The organism is Pseudarthrobacter sp. fls2-241-R2A-168 (assembly GCF_030209335.1).
GTDB lineage: Bacteria > Actinomycetota > Actinomycetes > Actinomycetales > Micrococcaceae > Arthrobacter.
In genome coordinates this window covers 58846-80117 of sequence record NZ_JARVSG010000026.1, presented here as the reverse complement: position 1 = coordinate 80117, position 21272 = coordinate 58846, and the positions used below count along the sequence as shown (strand labels likewise).

Annotated in this window: 19 protein-coding genes; 10 read left to right on the top strand and 9 right to left on the bottom strand. The window is 59.1% G+C overall.

Annotated features, from left to right (window positions below; translation table 11 throughout):
• Positions 1–69: 69 nt before the first annotated feature.
• Positions 70–1374 carry a D-alanyl-D-alanine carboxypeptidase family protein gene (locus QRN11_RS22640; RefSeq protein ID WP_502935039.1) on the bottom strand — a complete coding sequence of 435 codons (1305 nt, stop codon included), beginning with the start codon at positions 1372–1374 and terminating at the stop codon, positions 70–72.
• 569 nt (positions 1375–1943) lie between these two features.
• Between QRN11_RS22640 and QRN11_RS14855 the strand changes: the two genes are divergently transcribed.
• From QRN11_RS14855 to QRN11_RS14830, 6 genes are read left to right on the top strand one after another with little or no spacing between them, the layout of a single operon-like run.
• A complete protein-coding gene (locus QRN11_RS14855) occupies positions 1944–2942 on the top strand; it encodes a hypothetical protein (RefSeq protein ID WP_285313373.1) in 999 nt (332 codons plus the stop codon).
• A gap of 48 nt (positions 2943–2990) precedes the next feature.
• The gene (locus QRN11_RS14850) at positions 2991–4064 is read left to right on the top strand and encodes a glycosyltransferase family 2 protein (RefSeq protein WP_285313372.1); all 1074 of its coding nucleotides are present in this window, start codon (positions 2991–2993) and stop codon (positions 4062–4064) included.
• Between the two features lie 5 nt (positions 4065–4069).
• Entirely contained in the window at positions 4070–4819 is a 750-nt protein-coding gene (locus tag QRN11_RS14845; protein ID WP_285313371.1) for a glycosyltransferase family 2 protein, read from the top strand.
• A complete protein-coding gene (locus tag QRN11_RS14840) occupies positions 4816–5232 on the top strand; it encodes a DUF2304 domain-containing protein (protein ID WP_285313370.1) in 417 nt (138 codons plus the stop codon). The genes QRN11_RS14845 and QRN11_RS14840 overlap by 4 nt, the downstream gene beginning before the upstream one ends.
• A 32-nt stretch (positions 5233–5264) precedes the next feature.
• Positions 5265–6152 carry a glycosyltransferase family 2 protein gene (locus tag QRN11_RS14835; protein WP_285313369.1) on the top strand — a complete coding sequence of 296 codons (888 nt, stop codon included), beginning with the start codon at positions 5265–5267 and terminating at the stop codon, positions 6150–6152.
• Positions 6153–6176: 24 nt separating this feature from the next.
• On the top strand, positions 6177–7271 hold the full coding sequence (locus QRN11_RS14830) for an NAD-dependent epimerase/dehydratase family protein (RefSeq protein WP_285313368.1): 1095 nt from the start codon (positions 6177–6179) through the stop codon (positions 7269–7271).
• A gap of 89 nt (positions 7272–7360) precedes the next feature.
• On the opposite strand, the gene QRN11_RS14825 is transcribed toward QRN11_RS14830, so the two are convergent.
• On the bottom strand, positions 7361–9295 hold the full coding sequence (locus tag QRN11_RS14825; RefSeq protein ID WP_285313367.1) for a hypothetical protein: 1935 nt from the start codon (positions 9293–9295) through the stop codon (positions 7361–7363).
• A 140-nt stretch (positions 9296–9435) separates the two neighbouring features.
• Entirely contained in the window at positions 9436–10530 is a 1095-nt protein-coding gene (locus QRN11_RS14820; RefSeq protein WP_285313366.1) for an acyltransferase family protein, read from the bottom strand.
• A gap of 173 nt (positions 10531–10703) precedes the next feature.
• Here QRN11_RS14820 and rfbA point away from each other — a divergent pair, with 173 nt between their 5' ends.
• The 4 genes from rfbA to QRN11_RS14800 all read left to right on the top strand — a co-directional run bounded on the left by rfbA (position 10704) and on the right by QRN11_RS14800 (position 13484).
• On the top strand, positions 10704–11567 hold the full coding sequence (gene rfbA / locus QRN11_RS14815) for a glucose-1-phosphate thymidylyltransferase RfbA (protein WP_285313365.1): 864 nt from the start codon (positions 10704–10706) through the stop codon (positions 11565–11567).
• Positions 11568–11660: 93 nt separating this feature from the next.
• Positions 11661–12155, top strand: a complete 495-nt coding sequence (locus tag QRN11_RS14810; protein WP_285313364.1) for a hypothetical protein — start codon at positions 11661–11663, stop codon at positions 12153–12155.
• Positions 12156–12351: 196 nt separating this feature from the next.
• Complete coding sequence (locus tag QRN11_RS14805) at positions 12352–12864, top strand: hypothetical protein (RefSeq protein WP_285313363.1); 513 nt, start codon at positions 12352–12354, stop codon at positions 12862–12864.
• Positions 12865–12908: 44 nt separating this feature from the next.
• Positions 12909–13484, top strand: coding sequence for a class F sortase (locus QRN11_RS14800; protein ID WP_285313362.1), 576 nt, complete (start codon positions 12909–12911; stop codon positions 13482–13484).
• Between the two features lie 79 nt (positions 13485–13563).
• Here the strand turns inward: QRN11_RS14800 and QRN11_RS14795 are convergent, their stop codons facing one another.
• The 6 genes from QRN11_RS14795 to QRN11_RS14770 form a co-directional block, all read right to left on the bottom strand.
• Positions 13564–15513: a DUF6541 family protein gene (locus QRN11_RS14795; RefSeq protein ID WP_285313361.1), complete on the bottom strand. Its 1950-nt coding sequence runs from the start codon at positions 15511–15513 to the stop codon at positions 13564–13566.
• Between the two features lie 121 nt (positions 15514–15634).
• Positions 15635–16390: an ABC transporter ATP-binding protein gene (locus QRN11_RS14790; protein ID WP_285313360.1), complete on the bottom strand. Its 756-nt coding sequence runs from the start codon at positions 16388–16390 to the stop codon at positions 15635–15637.
• A gap of 1 nt (position 16391) precedes the next feature.
• A complete protein-coding gene (locus QRN11_RS14785; RefSeq protein WP_285313359.1) occupies positions 16392–17261 on the bottom strand; it encodes an ABC transporter permease in 870 nt (289 codons plus the stop codon).
• Positions 17262–19253 (bottom strand): glycosyltransferase, encoded by a 1992-nt coding sequence (locus QRN11_RS14780; RefSeq protein WP_285313358.1) that lies wholly within the window; start codon positions 19251–19253, stop codon positions 17262–17264.
• Positions 19250–20437 (bottom strand): UDP-galactopyranose mutase, encoded by a 1188-nt coding sequence (gene glf, locus QRN11_RS14775; RefSeq protein ID WP_285313357.1) that lies wholly within the window; start codon positions 20435–20437, stop codon positions 19250–19252. The genes QRN11_RS14780 and glf overlap by 4 nt, the downstream gene beginning before the upstream one ends.
• Before the next feature lie 122 nt (positions 20438–20559).
• Positions 20560–21144 (bottom strand): acyltransferase, encoded by a 585-nt coding sequence (locus tag QRN11_RS14770; RefSeq protein ID WP_091415562.1) that lies wholly within the window; start codon positions 21142–21144, stop codon positions 20560–20562.
• Positions 21145–21272 lie beyond the last annotated feature (128 nt).

Sequence of the window (21272 nt, the reverse complement as noted above, 5' to 3'; positions counted from 1 at the left end):
CCTAGGGTACCGGCTGCATCTTGGTGCGTTGTCATCTCCGCCCGAGGCCGGCAAGTCCTCTGGCATGCCTTAATAACCCGGCGCTGGCGGGTATCCGTAGTACTGTTCAAGCGTGCTGATTCGCTGGTTGTGCATGTCCAGCGCCACGTCCTTTCCGACGTACCGTAAGTGCCAGGGTTCGTATGTGTAGCCTGTCCAGTAGCTCATTCCCGCCTGGTAGCGGACCACAAAGCCGAACTCATGCGCATGTGCTGCCGCGAACTGACCGGCGGCCGTGGAGGCAAAACATTCCTCCAATGCGCACGCTCCACTGGGGTTTCCGATATCAACGGCCAAACCCGTCTGGTGTTCGGAATATCCAGGCCGGGCCGAGATGGCGTCTGCGCGTTCCTGCCCGTACATCGCAACGTAGCCCTCATAAAGGGAAGCCTGGCTGGAGTAACTCCGGAAACCACTCACGATGTTTATCGCCACACCCGAAGCTTTGGCTGCGTCGACAAATTGCCAAAAAGCAAGGGCTGCTTGGTAACGCAGTGGGGACCCGCCGACGTTCACCATGTCGGGGGACACGGAGTCGATGGGCGACAGCGGATTCCTTTTGTTAATCACGCGCTGATAATCCCCTGGCGGGGGGTAACTGACCGTTACGCCGTTGCCCGGATACCAGGCCAGAGTACCGCCTTGGAATCTTTGGCTGCAGACTCCGTCGCCTGGGCAAAGTTCTTCAGTCACCGGATAGCCCAGGCGCCCGTTCTCCCACCTCAGGGTCCCCCAGACATAGTCAATGGATCCTCCCGTTGCGTACGCTCCGACACCCGGAGCCCAGTGGATTTGGCCGCCTTCGAAGGCCTGATAGCAACCATCGGCCACAAGGCCGCACTTCTCAGCCGCCACCGGATAGCCCAATCGACCGGACTCGAAGCCGCCGCCTGCCCAGCGGTTTCTAATGGCACCCCATTGCGTTTTCTGGGCGCCACTCGCCGGCGACCAATGGATCTGCCCGCCCTGGAACGTCTGGTAACAGCCTTCGTGGACGAGGCCGCAAACTTCATCAGACGCAGGGTATCCCAAGCCGCCTTGCTCCCACCCCTGGTGCTGCCAGGCCGCACCGATTGCACCCCATGTGGCACGGGCGCCGGTTCCAGGCGTCCAATGGATTTGGCCCCGCTGGAAGTCCTGATAGCAGCCTCCATCCCCAAGCGCGCACCGTTCAGGTCCCACAGCAGAACCCAGGGCGCCGGCTGGTCCACCCAGCACTTGATACTTGTCTTGGATTGGTGTGCCTGCGCCTGCGGGAACGGCGGAAACTAGGCCAACAAGCAAACAGACGACGGCGAAAAAGCCCGGCAGAGCGGCAAACCGAACACGTTTCATGTTCACCTGACTGGTCGATGGGTATGAAATTCCTGGTGTTGCTTGGTTACTGGGCAAGGTAGCTGACAGCCCGTGCGGCTGATTCTAGTAGTCCAGCCGCCTGGAGTCGCACAGTTAACACAAGTTCTGAGACTCGCAACCGCAAGAACGATGGGTACCGCGACAATGCCGGGAAGCTCCCAGCAGGCTTACCGTAAGATCGAAGGGCACCTGGGAACGACAGGTCTTCGCGCCACCACCGAAAGCCCGAGATGAACTTACCTTGGAAAAAACCCGCCATCCAGCCGCCGGAGGTGGACGGCGACGCTGCCGGGAATCGGACTATCAGCACAAAGAACGCGTCGGGAGTGGGAGTGGCATCCGTCATCGCGGCTGCCGCCGGGTTCATCGTTCTCGTGCTTGCCGGAAACCATCTCCGTCCCGAGGAGTACGCTCAGTTCAGCGTATTCTGGGGTGCACTTTTCGGCATTTTCGGCGTGCTCTCCGGCATTCAGAGTGAAACAACTCGCGCCGTTCGTTCCGCAAACTCAGCAGGAGGGACTGGCGGCGGACCCAGACCTTATCCCCTGGTGTTAACTAACGGCCTCCTGGTCGGCAGCATCCTGGCAGTACTTATCCTGGCCTCTTCCTGGACCTGGGCACCTTCCGTTCTCGGCAGCAGCACCCTGTGGCTGCTTCCCACACTCGCTCTCGCAGCCGTCGCCTATTCCGGTCATTCAGCCCTCGCCGGCGCCTCCGCTGGGGCGCAGGAATGGACGCTATATTCCCAGTTGATGAGCGCCGAGGCAGTGTTCCGCCTGACGACCGTTGGCTGCTCAGTCCTGCTCGGCGTCGGACTTCTGGGCCTTGAATTCACGTGCGCACTCGCCGCCGCCCTGTGGTTGGCATTTCTTCTGCTGTCCCCCACTGCACGCGGCGCCGCCGCCGCCCGAGCGGATGTGCCCCGACCGCTTTACCTGCAACAAATCGGACATGCCATGCTCTCATCCAGCGCCACAGCTGCCCTGATCGTAGGCTTTCCCGTGATTCTCAGCTTCACCAGCACAGCTCAGGAACTGGCCTCCGCCGGCGGCCTGCTGCTGGCCATCCAGCTCACGCGGGCGCCCATAATGGTGCCGCTGCAGGCTTTCCAAGGCGTGGCCATTGCCGCGTTTGTCAATCAGCGTAACCGCGGTATTCGGGCCCTGTATAAGCCGGCAGCACTATTCATCGCTGTGGGCGTGGCCGGCGGGATCGCGGCCGGACTGCTGGGTCCCTGGTTAATGGAACTGTTGTTTCCAGGGAAATATGAAGTGCCCGCCTGGCTTTTGGCCACTCTCACATTTGACGCAGCGCTGATGGCAGTCCTCACACTCACGGGGACAGCGGCTCTTGCCGTGGGAATCCACCGGGCATACTCCATAGGCTGGGTATCAGGTACAGCAGTGAGCATCCTCTGCCTGCTGCTTCCCCTGCCCCTGTCCGTCCGAACGGCTTTGGCCCTGGCAGCAGGACCGGCGTTAGGTTCGGCCATCCACGTCGCCTCCATCGTCCGGCGCAGCAATGCCCCACCTGCTGTATCCGCCTGATCACCGCCACGCCCGTCTGCCGAAACCCACGAACAAGAAAAAAGGCAAGTGTCCAACAACTCGCACCGTCCCCGAACCAGCGTAATCATGCCCGCCTACAACGCCGTTGGCCTGCTCGAACGGGCGGTACGGAGCGTTATGGCGCAAACCGAACCGGACTTCGAGCTGGTTGTGGTGGACGACCACTCAACGGACGGGACTTTGGCCCTGGCCCGCAGCCTCGAAAAAGAGTTTGACAACCTTACGGTCATCGCGCTGCCAGCCAACTCAGGTGTTTCAGCTGCGCGGAATGCCGGTCTGGATGCCGCCCGGGGGTCCTGGATCAGTTTCATCGACAGCGACGATCAGTACCTGCCCGCCTTCCTTGAAACCCTGCACGCCGCTACCGGACCGGACGTGGATATGGTGGTGGGTGGCCGGGTGATAGTGCAACCGGACGGGACGGAGGCAAACGCCGCCTCCCGCGCGCTGGGTGAATTTGATGGCGCCGAAGCCTGCAGGCTTGCCATGTGCGATGAACTCACCCCGTTCCCGTGGGACAAGTTGATTAGGCGCGATCTCTTCGAAAAGGTGCGCTTCGCCGAAGGTGCTGCCCGTTTTGAGGACATGGCCACCAACATCATTCTGCACTCACTGTCGCGGAGGGTCCGGGCAATCAGTACACCGGTGTACAGGTACCACATCATGGACGGCTCCCTTACCTGGGGCAGGGTTCCCACTGTGGCCGACACGAGTGTGGCCTTGAGCCAGCTCGACCAACACCTGGATCAGCGCTACAAGGAGGGCAAGTACGCTGCGGCCTACGATTGCATGCGCACGCTGGTATTTTTGCTGGTGGCGCAAAGCGCCATCGCCCGTGGGAGCGGCACCGCATCCGCAGCTGCCACTGTGGCGGAGTGCCGCCACGACATCAGCTGGCGAATGCTCCTCCGCGCCCTCACAGTTCATAGGGTCATAGGTGCCGGCGCAGCTTTGCTCAAGGTGGCACCCCGGGTTTACTCAAATCTTTACCTGAGGCACATCCGTGCCGCATATGGCGTCGAAACGCCCCGAACGCCAGCGGCAGAGGCGCCCGCTGTCGAGCCCCCAGCCACCCGCGGTACGGGTTCTGGTATAGATTAGTAGCTATGTCAATCCCCCCCTACACCCGCGCCCTCGTCATCATGCCGGCGTGGAACGAAGAGGAATCCGTTGGCAATACGGTCCGCGAAGTGCTGGCGCTCCGCGAGAGCTTTGACGTACTAGTGGTCAACGACGGATCGCAGGACAAAACAGCAGATGTAGCGGCAGAGGCTGGCGCGGTGGTCTTGGACCTTCCCTTTAACCTTGGCGTCGGCGGTGCCATGCGCGCCGGCTTCAAGTATGCAAAGCGGAACGGATACGACGCTGTCATTCAGGTGGACGCCGACGGACAGCACCATCCCAAAGAGATTTCCCGAGTGCTGGCGGCTCTTGATAACGCCGACATCGCCATCGGTGCCCGCTTCGCCGACCGGGGCACATATAAAGTGTCCGGCCCAAGACGCTGGGCCATGGTCCTGCTGGCCAAGGTCATATCCGGCCTGGCCCACACTCGCCTTACTGACGTCACCTCAGGTTTCAAGGCAGCAAACCGCCGCGGTATAGACCAATTCATCGACCATTACCCGGCAGAGTACCTTGGCGACACCATTGATTCCCTGGTTGTAGCCATCCGGTCCGGTTGCGTTATCACCCAAGTGCCGGTGGAGATGCGAGTGCGCCAGGGCGGGACCCCCAGCCATAACCCCGTCAAAGCCGCCATCTATCTTGGCCGATCAGTGTTCGCCTTGTTGTTCGCACTCAGCCGGCGCCGCTCGGAAATTCGAACATCTTCTCCTCAACTCGAAAGAGCATGATCTTGCCCGTTCTGGCCGCATTCATCCTTGCCCTCGTCATCGTCGTCCTTGTGGTCGAGATGCTCCGCCGGAAGAAGCTCCGGGAAAAGTATGCGGTGCTCTGGCTTGTGGTTGGATTAGCAACGCTGATCTTGGCGGCATTCCCTCAGCTTCTTGCGCTGACGGCGAGACTCCTCGGCGTCCAGGTCCCGTCGAACCTTCTGTTCGCAATGACCATCCTGCTGGCACTCGGAGTCTGCTTGCACTTGTCGTGGGAAATTTCCGTTGTGGAAGACGAGACCCGGACCTTGGCCGAGGAAGCAGCAATCCTCCGGACCCACATCGAGCGGCTGGAGGCCCGGCTGGATGCCGAACTGCCCCACCCCTCCCGGACCCCGACTGCGCCCCAACCCGCTCCCCTTGACCGCGGCTGAAACCAGCCTTATCACGACGTATTGGATTCTTCATGCCACTTGATATCTTCATTCCTTATTGGGGCGACCCGGAATACATGAAAGAGACGGTTCGCAGCGTCCTCGACCAGGACTCAGACGACTGGCTCCTCACAGTCGTGGATGACGCGTATCCCGACAATGAAATCCAGCGCTACATGAGCGCCATCGACGATCCCCGTGTCAAGTACATCCGTAAGGAACAAAACGCTGGAATTACGGAGAATTACAAGACCTGCGTCTCTCTCGCTACCGAAGAGGTAATGGTTATCCTCGGCTGTGACGACGTTCTGCTGCCCAATTACGTCACGGTCATCAACCGCGCCCATCAGAGGTTCCCCGAAGCCGCTATTATCCAACCCGGCGTCCAGGTCATTGACGAAGAAGGTGCCGTGGTGCGAACCCTGGCGGACAGCACCAAGCAGCACATCGTTCGGCCCCGTTCGCGTGGATCCCGCCTCCTTTCCGGAGAGCACCTTGCCACCAATCTGATGCACGGTGATTGGCTCTACTGGCCTTCACTGGCTTTCCGCACCGATAAAATTCGCGCCGTCGAGTTCCGTTCCGGCTTCCCCATCATCCAGGACTTGGCGTTGGTCATGGATATGGTCTACCGCGGTGATTTGCTCCTCCTTGAGCCCACCGTCTGCTTTTCTTACCGACGCCACTCGGAAAGCGCATCTTCCACCAAGCTGGTTGATGGCTCCAGGTTCGCTGGGGAACGTGACTACTTCGCAGTATCGGCAGAGCAGGCAACTCTCAACGGTTGGACGAAGGCTTCACGGGCAGCAAAGCTGCGGCTGACATCCCGCGCCCACGCCCTCGCTCTTCTGCCGAAAGCCCTCGCCAGCAAGAATTTCCCGGCCGTCAAAGTCCTCCTCAGTCACACCTTCGGTAACTAAAACTCAGCTCCAGAAAGGCCCTTCATGACAACTCCCGCCCCGGAAACCCAGGCACAGGGAACGGTCCTGGTGACCGGCGGTGCCGGTTTCATTGGCTGCGCCATCTCAAGCGATCTGGTTGCCAACTTCCACCGAGTGGTGGTCGTGGACAACCTGCACCCACAGATCCATGCGTCCGGCGAGCGTCCCGTCGAGCTGCATGAAGGTGTCGAGCTTGTTGTTGCGGACATCACCGACGCGCAGACCTGGGACAAAGTCCTGGCGGATGCCACGCCTGACGTCGTCATCCACCTCGCCGCGGAAACGGGTACCGGCCAATCGTTGCAGGAGTCAACCCGCCATGCCCACGTCAATGTGGTGGGCACAACGCAGCTCCTGGATGGGCTGAACCGGCATGGGAAGCTGCCCCGGCGGATTGTACTATCCTCCAGCCGCGCCATTTACGGTGAAGGCCCCTGGGTCGACGCCGAGGGTCACCGCTTCTACCCCGGACAGCGTACCAGCGCCACACTGGACCAGGGCCAATGGGATTTCCCGAATGCCGTGCCTGCCGCTATGAAGGCTTCGGAGACCTTCCCCGCTCCTGTCAGCGTTTACGGTGCCACCAAGCTCGCCCAGGAGAACATCCTTCAGGCCTGGGCAAAATCCTACGGTGTGGAGACCGTCATTCTGCGGCTCCAGAACGTTTATGGACCCGGCCAGTCCCTCATCAACCCCTACACCGGGATCATGAGCTTGTTCTGCCGTATGGCCATGGGCGGCAAGTCCATCCCCCTGTATGAGGACGGAGAAGTGCGCCGCGACTTCGTACTCATCGAAGACGTCGCCTCCGCCATTGTGGCAGGTGCCCTTGCCCCCAACGTCCAGGGTGAGCCGATGGATATTGGCTCGGGGGAATTCCAAACCATTGGTACTGCAGCCAGAATCATCGCTGCCCACTATGGCGCCCCCGAGCCCCACGTAACGGGGCAGTACCGCCAAGGCGATGTACGGCACGCATGGGCCGACGTCGAAGCTGCCAAAGCGACGCTTGGATGGAAGCCCCAGTACAACCTGGAACAAGGCATAGAGCGGCTCAGCACCTGGATTAGCGCTCAACCGGATGTGCAGCCTTACTAATCAGCCAGTGAGTGACGACGGCGGCATCATCAGGTGCCGCCGTCGCCGGCTTTAATAATCAGAAGCGCTGATCGAGCGAAGCAGTGTACTTACTTGTCCAGTGTCGCCAGGATATGGTTGAGTGCAGCCTGGTTTTCTGGATCAACAACAATCAGAGCCGATGGGTCCGCTTTCATAATCTTGTTCACCACAACCCGCAGATTGTCCGGTCCGCCGCTAAGGGCGAACATATTCAGGGAAAGCTCCCAACCTCTTTCCGTATACGTTGCGGTGAGACCGTCATACCACTGCTTCGCGAGTATAGCGTCGATCTCCGCGGGCCGGGTCGTTACGTAGACAGCCGGTTGACCTTGGCGGTCTTTCGTCGCCGACATCAGCATGGCAATCGAGCGGGGCACCTCATCGAGGACCTTGAATTCCTTGGCCATGGCAACCGCCGATGGGGACGACGGGGGCAGGCCCAGCGCATCCAATGGAAAAGTGAAGCCAAACACCTGTGTTGCGGCAACAGCGGCCAGGGCAGAAGCCACCATTGCGGTCGGTCCCGGCGCATGGCGGAAAGTCTTACGGCTGGATCGGTCCCGTCCGTGGGTTGCAGCGCCCGCAAGTTTCCCTGACAGGCCACGTTTCCGGACAGCTTCCAGCCATGCGGCGAAGGCCAGAGCCATAGTCACGAGCCCCGTTAGGCACATCGCGATTGCCAGCTTGTGCGAGTAATACGTGAGCGTCCCGCCCTTACTGAGCTGAGCCAAGGCCATGACACATCCCAGCACGAACCCGGCAGCAAGGCCTGCAAAAGACCAGCGAAGTCGTTGCTGGGTGCCGCCGAAGTTCCCGGGAGCCTTGCCGAATACGAGCGCGGCCAAGGCTGAAGTGCCGAGCAGGATCACGGCCAGTTGGCCAAGGTCAGGTATGGGGACTCCACCCACACCGTAAAGAACAGCTTCTGTGGAAACCCCGACCAATTGGCCGATGGCGAGGGCCAGGCCGGTTGCGCCCACCAGGACGATTATGCTTGCGATCAAGTAACCGGAACGGGTTGCACGCCAGCGCTCCCGTTCCCAAGGCTGGAGCACCATCACGATGGCACCCAGCACCAGTACTTCCAGGAGGGCCCAATTATGGGCGACACCCACAACACAGGCCACAAACGGGAGTAGTGACGAAGGCCTGAGCGGCCGGTCCATTGTTGCTCCCAGAACTATGGCGACAGAAGCCAGCCCTGCTGCCAAAAAGAAATTTGGGAACCCATGGAGGGACGCCGAAGATCCGGGTCCAAAGATCCAACCCGCTGCGACCAGCATCAAGGCAGGAAAGGCCTTGACGGGGCAGCGACGGAACGCAGGCAACGATGCGAGTGCCGCAAGGACCATGACTGCCACCAGAACCGAAACCAAGGAACTGCCATTGGCGTAGTTGACCAGTTCATCGAACGGAGTTCCTGCTGATTTGCCAAACGTTAGCTCGGCGAAGATGGCAACTATGCCATGGAATCCCTGCGGGTAGTCCTGGAAGGACCATTCACTGCCATCGGGCGAAGCTCCCAACAGTGGTATAACCCGGCCGTAGAGCCGTTGCATGCTAAAGATGTCGAAGTGGGACGCGTTGTCCCAGTTCATAGTCAATAGACCCAGGACCTTGTCGTAGGCGCGGATCGAGAGCAGGTTGAAGTGGACCCATATGGACAATCCTGCAGCTGCGATCGGAACGGCATCGAGCCAGGCAATTTCCGGAACCAGACGACGGGCGCCCGTCTTAAACCCGCCCTTGGCTGCTGCGAAGGCAACCGCACCCGCGGCGGCAGCCAACACCAGCGTGCCGCGCCCCAGCGGACCAAATCCTGAAGGAACCCACCACAGCAACGGCACGAGACCCAACAGAACGCTGAGGGTCACGGCAATGCGTGCCGAGACAGTCCGGGCTACAGGCAGTGCGACCAGGCAGACTAACAGCAGCGCCAAAGCCCAGCCCCCGGTCAGGAACCCTGCCAGGCGCAGAGCGGCAACAATCACGGCCGTAGCCATTGCCGCTGCCGACCCAATAAGCAGGGTGATCGGTTTCTGCCTCCGCGGCGTCGGAAGCAGCCAGCCGCCACGTCTGCCCAGGCCACGACGGGCACGGGAAGAAAACCCACGCTGAGCGGCCCGCTCTGCTTGCACTGCAGTCACGACGGCGTGCGGACGGTATCAGCGCTGGTTAAGGAGTCGCGGTCTGGACGAGCAAGCAATTTGTCGGCCGGTGGAGGCGTCGGACTGTGGTCCTTCCTCCGGACCCTGCGCATCACAGGACGTTCGACCCACAGCCAGCTGGCGATGGCTGTGGGAATAGTGAGGGCCGCGGCTGCCGAGGAAAACAGCACCAAACCCCATTCGTCGCCACCGAAAACTGCCAACAGCTGCTGGAACGCAAAGGCGTATATGTACACACCATAGGAGACGTCGTTCTTAGCAATGAGCTTTGGCTGTGGAAGCCAGGTTGAAATCCAAAGGGTGACATAGGCGATCAGCACTCCGGATGCCTGGCCACCCCAAGCCGGAAACGCGGAAACCATGAGCAGCGTCACAACGAGGCCGCCGACGGCCGGAGCCCAGTGAATTCCGATTCTGGACTTCCAAACAAACAGAACGGCACCTCCAAGGAAAAAAGGCAGAAGCTTCAATAAGAGCACCACATCAAAGTTTCCGTTGGTGTAACGGTTGATCACGTCGATGTTTGCCTGCGCGAGAACCGATGCACCGAAAAGAAGGGTCAGGAACCAGGGAGACTTCCGAAAAATTGCAAAGCATCCAAGCGCGGCCACCACGAGATAGCACAAAAACTCGTAGTAGAGGCTCCACAATGAGCCGTTCCACGCCCCGGAGTAAGGGACATTCAGAGGCGTTCCAGCGATGTCGTAGTGGTTCATCTTCAAAGTGAGGTTCGAGATGAAGAAATTCAATGGAGAAGTTGCTGTGCCGAAGTACCCCGAAAGGCTTCCCTTTGCCACGATGTATCCAACGGGTGCAAAGAAAACCACCATGGTGGCGAGGCAAATTATAAATGCCGGCATGATCCGGGCTAGACGGTGCACCAGGTAGTCGCCCAATCCGTGGCTGAACCTACTGCCAGTGATGAGGTAACCGCTGATCACAAAGAAGCCAGAAACGGCCCAGCCACCCAGTGTCTCGCCTGCGAAGATCGGCTCATTGGCAGCACCAGTCAGTGGCCAGCTGTGATGTACCAGGACCGCAAGGGCCAGGATCAGCCGGATGAGGTTCAAGCTGTTGTTCCGGGGATCGAGCGGCCGCCCCAGGAGTAGTCCTGCAGGGGCTTTTCTTGATGACACGCGGACTCCGGGTTCGGCTAAACGGTATTGATGCTGACACGCAATTCTATCGTGTCGGCGGTTACCCCCGGTTTGCCCCACGCCGAAGCTGCCGCAATGATGGACTAATGCGCGGAATTATCCTTGCCGGGGGTACCGGTTCCAGGCTCCATCCCATCACTCTTGGCATCAGCAAGCAGTTAGTACCGGTGTACGACAAGCCGATGATTTACTACCCCTTGTCCACATTGATCCTGGCCGGCATCCGCGACATCCTCATCATCACCACGCCGCAGGACGCTGATCAATTCCAGCGCCTGCTGGGTGACGGTTCGAAGTTCGGAGTGAACCTCTCCTACGTCCAGCAGCCCAGTCCGGATGGCCTCGCACAAGCGTTCATCCTCGGCGCCGACCACATAGGCGACGACACCGTCGCGCTGGTCCTTGGTGACAACATCTTTTACGGGCAGGGTATGGGTACCCAGCTGCGCCGGCACTCGAACATCGAAGGCGGCGCGGTGTTCGGATACTGGGTCAAGGACCCCTCTGCTTACGGCGTAGTGGAGTTCGACGCGGACGGCAAGGCACTCTCGCTGGAGGAGAAGCCAGCGAAGCCGCGGAGCCACTACGCCGTTCCTGGCCTCTACTTTTACGACAACAACGTCACCGACATCGCGAAAAGCCTCAACCCCTCGGCCCGCGGCGAGTTGGAAATCACCGATATCAACAAGGTGTACCTTGAACGCGGGCTCCTGCAAGTGGAAATCCTCCCCCGAGGAACTGCCTGGCTGGATACAGGCACCTTCAACGACCTCAGCGACGCATCGAATTTCATCCGTACCGTGGAAAACCGGCAGGGCCAGAAAATTGGAGCACCAGAGGAAATCGCCTGGCGCCTGGGCTTCCTTTCAGACGACGACCTGCGGCGGCGCGCCGAGCCCCTGGTTAAGAGCGGCTACGGGGCCTATCTTCTGGAACTCCTGGAGGACTGACAAAAGGTGGGGTCTTCGGCGAAGCGATACATTTGACACTGCAATAGCGACAAATTCCATGATCGCAAGGGCTGCACTTCAGCAAGGAACTCAATGCGAACCCGACTCAAAGTTACTCTCTCGGTAGTTGTCGCCAGCATGGCCCTCAGCTCCTGCAGCATCGTCGATGCACCGCCAAAGGAGTCGCCAACACCGTCGACCCAACCCACACAAACAATCAACCCCACGTATTCCCCGCCGGTTGAAGAGCCGAATGTGCGACTAACGGTGACCACCCTTAAGGGAAATGCCGGGCAACAGTCAACACACCACCTTGTTTGCGTAGGATCTTCGGCGGTCGAGGGAACAGACTTGCCCGATGGACACAAAGCTTGTGAGACCTTAGACCGGCAGCCCAGTCTCCTGGAGTATGACTCCGCCGAAACCAGCGAAGAATGTGCGGCTGTTGATCAGCCGAATATCGCCGATGTTTTCGGGGAAATCAACAGTAAACAGGTCAGGACCAGCTTCCGTCGTGACAATACATGCAACGTCGAAACCTGGGACAAGCTCAAGACACTGCTGGGAACGATTACCGAGAAGAAGTAACCGGTAGTTCCGCCCTCGCCAGTCAAGGAAATACGAATTGAGCCCCATGGGTGTCGGTGAAGGTCGGCAAGGTCTCGGACCTTCTGCTCCCCCCGTTCGGTGGACGAATAGGTGATCGTGATCTAGCCTTCAAACTAGCTCAAAGAGCGGGCAAACTATGGGTGGGGGCCAGAAAATGCGGAAAGCTTGTGCCGTCTTGGGAATTGCAGTACTGGGGGCAACTGGCGGGACCGCTCCTGCATTTGCCGCTCCGGACACCTACCCGCCCGGTGCACTGATCTGCCATGTGACAGAGGCGGGGTCCTATGAGCCTTTCTTTGTATCGGTCCACGGGATGATTCATGATCTGAATGGCCACGGAAGCCATACCGGCGACATCATTCCGTTTCCCGGGTTCGGCGGCAATCCTGCTGGCCAAAACATGACCCCGGAGAATGTTTCTATATACAACGCTGGCTGCGTCGAAGCCACGGTGGCAAGAGTCGGCCCGGTCGTTCCCGTTTCGCCGGCCGCTCCGGCGAAGGTACCGGCAAGTACTTCTACTAACTTGGGCTACAACGTGAATGGCGCCGTACAGGGACACCCCGACCGGGCGGAATCCGGCCATGCGAACTTCACCTGGCTGATTGGCGCCAGCGCCCTTGTCGCGGGCACCGGCATGGGGATTTTGTGGAGAACAAGGATCCGTGCGAAGAAAGTTGTCGGCTAATTACGGTGCTGCGAGGACGACACTGTCAGGTCCGTCGCTCCTCAATGCTGATCGTCTTTCTGGGGGTACTGCCCTTAATCGCAGGTTTCGTCCCCTCAGCCAAAATCACTCCCCAGTCGCCGCAGACTGTTATTGAACAAGGACAGCTGTTGCAGCCAACGAGCGGTCCCGTAGCTTCACCGCCGAAGCAAATATATTATCCAGCGGCCAGCATCAACGTACAGGTCCACAGCCTGGAACCGGACAGCCAAGCCGTCGCCAGCCGCAGTCTAGTACCACCGGAGACGACAGACGGATACTGGCTGGCTTCCTTCGGCTCACCGGGGGCAGGCTCCACGAACACCACCTACATTGTCGGGCATACTTGGGTGGACCAAGACGCTCCCTTCAATCATTTGAGCACTAAAGCCGCTCCCGGGGACAGACTAACGGTTGTAACGGCCACAGGGAAGGTGGAGTACAAGGTGGATACCGTCGCCACTCAATCCAAGTCGACAATGAAGGACAGCAACATTTGGTCTGTAGTACCGAACAACTTGGTCCTGATCAGTTGCCACATCAATGATCCTTGGGGCAAGAACGTGGTGGTGGTCGCGTCCCCACTGGCGGTAACACCTTAGCGCCCTTTTCCTTCCTCAGTCCCTTCCAGGGGCGCGGCAAAACCGGAAGGGCGAGTCGGGCCGGGAGTGCAGGTGAACCTTATTCCTGCCAGCAGGCAACTACTTTGAACAGCCGCGCATTGGCCCCTTCTGAATCCACCAGTTCCAGGCTCTTATTTTCCCTTAGATCCATGACCCCACCGTAACCGGCAAGGGTACCGGTGACAGTCCTGGTGCCGAAATCCAAGACGTAGCGGACGTTGAGGCTTCGGACAGCCTCACAGACGGCGGGGAACTGAGCCGCATCCTTGAGCCCGGCATTAACAACGTCTATATCGGACCCATGAGTCGTAAGAATGTGGGGCTGAATAACTTTACGGTCCGACAGCGCGTACGCGAGAGACGTTCCGCTGCTTGGCAAGCCTGCAATGACCGCACCAGGCTCAGTCGTCTGTGGAAGGCGCTCCAGCAACTCTCTCTCCTGGGGGGACAACAGTGCAGCATTGTCGTCGCTACGGTATTGCCAGTGCGCTTGGTAGGCGGCGTAATTAATCGGAAGTAACTGCGGGGCAATTGGAACAAAGGCCAGAATTGCAAATACCGCAATAAGGGCGCGCTGTCGCCCAGAACCAGGGTTTCCGGGAAGCCGCAGTTTTACGAATGCAGAACTGTCGGCCTTGCAGATCTTCTTCCGCGCCCAATCCCACAGGAAGAGGGCACCAATGACGGCCGGCCCTAATACGACTGTAGGCAGCAATGCCGCCAGACGGTAGCTATCGAAGTACCAGACACCCGTGACAAATTTCCTGATCGGCGCGTCATATCCAGCGGCAAAGAAAAACAGAGCAGCTCCGATCAGATATGTACCAATCAGCCACCGCCGGGATTTCGTGATCCATAAGTGGATCACGCCCGCCAAGAGGCAAATGCTCAGTATCTCCTGGGATGGACGGCCCAAGGGAGCATTGAAAAGAAGCTCTCCGATAGCTTGAGGAGGTGTTTCGACGGGCCGCCAGTTCGCCGCATCGGACGGTGGCCGAAGGAAATACCAAACGGCCGTCAGAACCATCAGGCCAGCCATGAGGCCAATCGACAGAAGCCACGCCTGGCGTTTTGAATCTCTTGATCCGGCAGGCCAAAGCTCTTTCATCCTGCAGTAGTAGACTCCGAGTGCCCCTGGCAGAGCAAACGCCAAAAAAGCCACAAGCGTACTGGGGTGCGCAAGGGCTACTCCTGCAACAGCGACCCCCAGACTCAACCAGGCAATTGCCGCAGGGGGACGGTTGTGATAACCCAGCCCGAGTGCAGTGAACGCCAGCCCCAATGCTGCCGGCAAAATGGAAATCGAGAGAAGGTTGGGATAGAGAACACCCCAATCGATCATCAGGATCGGGAACGTCGCGAAGGCGGCTGAGAAAACACACGTAGCAACGATCGTCGCCCTACGATACCCCGCAACTGCCAGAGTCAAAAAGAGGCAGCTGAGCGGCCAGGCCACAGTACCTATTGCAACGCTTGTCGAGTTCACCAGAACGGGGATGCTCGCTCCGGTCAAACCGCCCACAATGGCCACGATGGCGTGCCAGCCGGCAGGGTAGGCGCTGATGCCGGTAAAGGCTCCCAAATTTAGGGGCGAAGCATTTTTCGACTCCATTGCCCATCGAACTGCGTTGAGATGGAATACGTTGTCGTAGGTCTGTGAAATGGAGCCTGGCTGAATCATTGCTGTAGCCATCTGTGCGCCAATAACAACAGCAGTCAGGACAGATCCGATGCCAGCCAGGGCGGCCAGTTGCACCTGCCCACGAGGTTCGAAGACAGAAGAATGCCTTGGACTCCACCTTCTGGCAACGAAAAAGGCCACCGCTGACACCACGGCGCAACCCACAAATACCGGCGCAGGGGTCCAGGAAACTCGTATGAAAGGAAAAATCAGGGCCAGGAAGGCAATAGTTCCAACGCTGAAGGCAGGCGCGATGAGGACTGCAAGAACTCCCCGCATGCGAATAGCCAAAGATGTCGCCAGGCCAGGAAGCAAAATCAAAAGCACAGCTGTAAGGATTACTGGCAAGGATTGCCACCAGGACACGGAAACACCACTTTCAGGAATAAACTGATCGAAAACTGGATGGCACTGACATAAAGCTGAAACCAACGAGCCTGTCGGCCAATTATGCGGGATCCATCGACCGTCGCCTGAGTTCGGCTACGACTTGGTGCACGTCGCCATCCATGATGATCTCCCCGTGCTCCAAAAGTACTCCGCGCTCACAAACCGTGGCCACCAAATCGAGGTCATGGCTCACTACAAAGAGGGTCTTGCCAGCGTCTGAAAGTTCCTTGATTTTAGCAATGCATTTGCGCTGAAACGGTTCGTCGCCGACAGCAAGAATTTCATCAATGAGGAACACCTCGGGATCAGTATGCACAGCTATGGAAAACGCAAGCCGAAGATACATGCCCGATGAGTAGAACTTTACCTCCGTGTCGATGAATTCGCCGATCTCCGAGAATTCAACTATGGAATCGAACATATCGTCGATCTGTTTCTCGGTCATCCCGAGAATGGCTCCATTGAGGTACACGTTGTCACGGCCACTGAGATCATGATGGAACCCTGCGCCCACCTCGATCAGTCCAGCCACTCTGCCACGCGTTCGGACCGTTCCGCCGTCCGGTTGGAGAACTCCGGATATGAGCTTCAGTAATGTGGATTTCCCGGAGCCGTTCAGGCCCATCAGAGCAACGGTTTCGCCTTGTTTGACTTCGAGGGTGACATCCTTGAGTGCCAGGAATTTCTTGGAGAGATCCCCTTTGCGGCCTTTAACCAGCCATACAAGCGCTTCCTTTAGTGACCTGGTGTGGCGAAGGACGAACTGTTTGCGGACGCCGATGCAGCTAATGGCAACGTGGCCATGCTTCGTCATGTTAAAGCTCCTGGGCGAAGTGTACGGAAAGCCTGCGGAACATCAGCTGGCCAAGGAACAGGACGGCGAGTGAGGTAAGCAAGGAGACGGGCAGCCAGAAGCCCAGCAGGTCAGGAGGCATGATGTCGCGTACCATCTGGTCTGATTTCAGCGTCGGTTCCCAGAAAGCCCAGTGGAAGACTTCGACGGCGGTTGTAATGGGATTTAGTTGGTAGATCCAGTACCAAGGTCCCATGACCCTCTCAACCATGGTCCAAACATAGAGCACCGGAGAAGCCCAGGTTACAACCATCACGATCATGTCCACGATGTTTTCGGAGTCACGGAAATAAACATTGGCTGCGCCGAACATCAGCCCGAGGCCAGTAGCCAGTACGGCCATCATCAAGAAGATCAACACTGCGGCCGCCAGTTGCAGGACGGACGGCGTCCAGCCCACAACCAAGCACGCGCCTACCAGAACTATCAGTTGCGGCAGGAAGTGTGCTGCCGAAACCCATACTGTCGCAGCGGGAAACAGTTCCCTCGGCAAGTAGATTTTCCGGATCAGATCGCGGTTGTCGACGATTGAACGGGTGGCATTGGACAACGACTCCGTGAAGAAGTTGACCAGTACGATGCCCGAAAACAGGTAAATGGCATAGTTGGGCGTCCCGTGTTCAAGGTTAAGGAAAATCCCCAGAGCGATGAAGTAAATCAGAAACTGCATCAGCGGTTTCACATAGGACCACATCAGGCCGAGCACTGAACCGCGGTATCGGATTTTTATTTCCTTGCGAACCAGCAGCTTCAGCAGGAAACGGTCGCCGTAGATGTCCAGGAGCCCGCGACCCACTCCGGGTTTAATAAGTTGGTCCAACTCTCGGGCCATTTAGCTGTAGTCCTTGGTATCGGCGTCGAACGTCTTTTTCCAGGCCGCGATCGAGGTGATCTCGGGGACAGCGGCACGGTACTGTTCGGCCAACTTGTCCCACTCCCGGTAGAGCCGGAGATGCAGAGCTGTGGCTTCGGCCAGCATGGACTTCAGTTTCTTGGGGTCGCGCCGGTACCAGGAGGCGCCCGTGCCCTCAGCATTAGAGACAATGACGCTGTCGTAGTGGGCGAGCCGGAACCAGCGGTTGTCGCGATGCGCCAGGAAACCCTGCGGACGTTCGGCACTCTCCGGCGCCGGAGCCTTGATCAGCTGCCGCGAGACGGTCTTGATGCCCCACGGAACCAGGTCTTTCTTACGGGGCATGCCGATCGGGGCGCCGCCCATAGGGCCCCGGCTCAGCTTGGGCGCCGGAAAGTCATCAACGTCATCCTTCAGCTGCGCATCCGGATACTCGGATTTCAGCGCGTTGATCTCCGGAAGCCTGGTGGCAAGGACCCGGTGAAGGTCTTCGGGTCCCTTCAGAAGGTCCTTGAGCGCCTCGATCCGGCCGTGCTCGGTGAAGTATTGCATGGATACAAGATGCTTGACGTCAGCCTGGACGGATTCCCGCAGCACACGACCGCCCTTGGGGTAAGGGCTGTGAATGAGAGTAGTGATGAGCCGGTTGCGTCCATGGAAGTATGACTGCCAGCCGACCATGTCATCCTTGTCGGCCCAGGAGACATGCCACACCGCCGCACCGGGCAGCGACACGGTCGCGAAGCCTGCTTCCCGGGCACGGAGGCCATATTCGGCGTCGTCCCACTTGATGAACAACGGGAGGGACAGCCCGATTTCCTCGATTACCTTGGTTGGAATCAGGCACATCCACCAGCCGTTGTAATCGACGTCTACGCGCCGGTGCAGCCAAGCAGTCTGACGGAGGTTCGCAACGCTGAAATCGTGGCGCAACTCCATATCAGCGTGTGGTTGTGCCGGCACAATACGGTATGGGTCGACCACCTCACCAAAGGTGTGGAGGACGCTGCGGCTGTAGAGGTCGAACATGTGTCCGCCAACGATCGTCGGTTTGCGGCAATGGTCTGCAAAGGTCAGCAGCCGGACAATGCTCTCGGGTTCAACCACGATGTCGTCGTCCAGGAGCAGGACGTAGTCGCTGCCGTTCTCCACTGCCTCGTACATGCCGCGGGCAAAGCCTCCGGAGCCGCCGAGGTTGGCCTGGTTGATGACGCGCAGCTTGCCGCCCAGGGACGCCGCAACGTCGGCGAACCCCTTTTGGTCCTGCACTTTCTGAGTGCCTTGGTCGACAATCAGAATTTCCTTGACATTCGTCAGGACGTCGAGGTTTTCCGCGAGGATCCGGGCATTATTCAAGCAAAAGTCGGGCTTGTTCATCGTCGTGATTTCCAGCGTGACCTGGCCGCTTTCACGGGCGGCCTCCGCTGTCTGCCACTGCCCGCCTTCGAGAAGCAGCCCGTCGGCGCCGGCAGCAAGATCGAACCAGTACCAGCCGCCGTCGCCAAAGGGTTTAAGCGTCAGCTCGAATATCGAGGTGGTATCCCCTTCGACGTGGCGACCGTCGACGCGCTGAATGGAGCCCCTGGCGTTCGACTTGTAGACCGTGACCGTGCCGGCGCCCTTTGTACTAACGACGAGCCGGATATCCCGGACAGACGTCCACCGCCGCCAGTAGCTGGCGGGGAATGCGTTGAAATAGGTGCCGAAGGAGATCTGCTCGCCGGACCGAACCCTCATGGATTCCCGCGAGAGCAGGTCCTCGAAGTGTGCCTGGCTCACACCGGAGCTGAACATTTGCAGCTTGTCTTCCGGCAGTTTCGGCGAGCGCGCAAGTTCGTCATTCTCCCGCAGGCGGATGCCACTGGCTGGACCGGCGTCCACGTACAGCGGGATAGTGTCTGTCTGATCGGCGGAAGGCAGGATGACCCGTTGGATCATGCGCCAATCGTTTACTCCGTCCCCGGCGCTCATACAGTGACTCCTCCACTTTCGATCTTGGCGCCGCCGTTGAAGTGGGGGCGAATGGCGTTATCGAACATAGTCAGCGCTGACCCGATGGCCATGTGCATGTCCAGGTACTTGTAGGTGCCAAGGCGTCCACCGAACAGGACATCCTTTTCCGCTGCGGCGAGGTCACGGTACTTGAGCAGGCGGTCCCGGTCCGCGGAGGTGTTGACCGGGTAATACGGTTCATCGCCCTTCTCGGCGAAACGCGAAAATTCCCGCATGATGACGGTCTTTCCGGTTTGGTAGTCGCGCTCAGGGTGGAAATGGCGTGGTTCGATGATCCGCGTGAAGGGCACGTCATCGTCGTTGTAGTTCACGACCGACGTTCCCTGGAAATCACCGACCTCCAGGACCTGTTCCTCAAAGTCGATGGTGCGCCAGGACAGATCGCCCTCCGCGTAGTCGAAGTAGCGGTCAACGGGGCCTGTGTAGACAACCGGAATGTTCCCAACAACCTTGTTCTTGCTGTATTCATGCGACTCGTCGAAGAAGTCGGTGTTCAGCCGCACCTCGATGTTCGGATGCTCTGCCATTTTTTCAACCCAGGCCGTGTAGCCGTTGGTGGGCAGGCCCTCGTACTTGTCGTTGAAGTACCGGTTGTCGTAGTTGTAGCGAACTGGAAGCCGGGAGATAATGCCGGCTGGCAGGTCCTTGGGGTCCGTCTGCCATTGCTTGCCCGTGTAGTGCTTGATGAATGCCTCGTACAGGGGTCGGCCGATCAGCTGGATGCCCTTGTCGTTGAGGTTTTGGGGATCCGTTCCGGCAAGCTCTCCGGCCTGTTCCTGGATCAAGTCCCTCGCCTGGCCAGGGGTGAGATTGGCCCTGAAGAACTGGTTGATGGTAGCAAGGTTGATCGGCAGGGAATAAACCTCGCCCTTATGCACGCCGTAAACCTTGTGCACATAGTTGGTGAAGCTGGTGAACCTGTTGACGTACTCCCACACCCGTTCGTTGGACGTGTGGAACAGGTGGGCGCCGTAGCGGTGCACCTCGATGCCCGTTTGCTCTTCCTTTTCGCTGTAGGCATTGCCGCCAATATGGTGGCGGCGGTCGATGACGACGACCTTCAAGCCGAGCTCAGTGGCAGCCTGTTCTGCGATTGTCAGGCCAAAAAAGCCGGACCCTACGATGACGAGGTCAGCGGTCACAAAATCTCCTGGTTTGAATGCGGGCAGCACAATGTCGTCCAAAGTCTGCTGCTCTAGCCTACCCGAGGCGCCGAGGCGGACGTCGAATCAGGGCGGGCCAGCCCCCACTCAAAAGGTGGGCGCTACCCCTCCGCCAGGATGCCATCCTGCTCAACGTACCGGGCTCCGGTCCGGGGGCACACCCATTCCCCGCCCTCGTGCTGCAGCGGGTGGCCCGCCTTCCCAACCCAGCCAACACGCCGGGCGGGTACGCCCGCCACAAGGGCAAAATCGGGCACATTCTTGGTGACAACAGCACCAGCGGCGACTGTTGCCCAAGCACCGATAGTCACCGGCGCAATACACACCGCCCGGGCCCCGATAGCCGCACCTTCACGGATAGTGACGCCGACTTTGTCCCAGTCGTCCTCTGTCTTCAGCCCGCCGTCGGGAGTCACTGCACGGGGGAAAACATCGTTGGTCAGCACCACCGCAGGGCCAATAAATACGCCGGCTTCCAGCACCGCCGGCTCGTACACCAGGGCATAGTTCTGGACCTTGCAGTTGTCGCCCAGCACGGCACCTGGACCTATATAGGCCCCGCGGCCGATCACACAGTTCTCCCCCACCTGCGCGGACTCCCGGACCTGTGCCAAATGCCACACTTTTGTTCCGGCCCCGATGATGGCCTCCTCGGACACATCAGCGCTGTCTGCAACAGTGCTCACAGTGCCTCCTTCATAGCCGGGACCGCGAGTGCGGTCGAGTCTGTAGCGATCCTAACCGAGCCCCGACAGAGTTTGTCCACATACAGCAACTCGCCGGGGCGGCTGTGGCCGTCTGCTGGCTAGCGTGG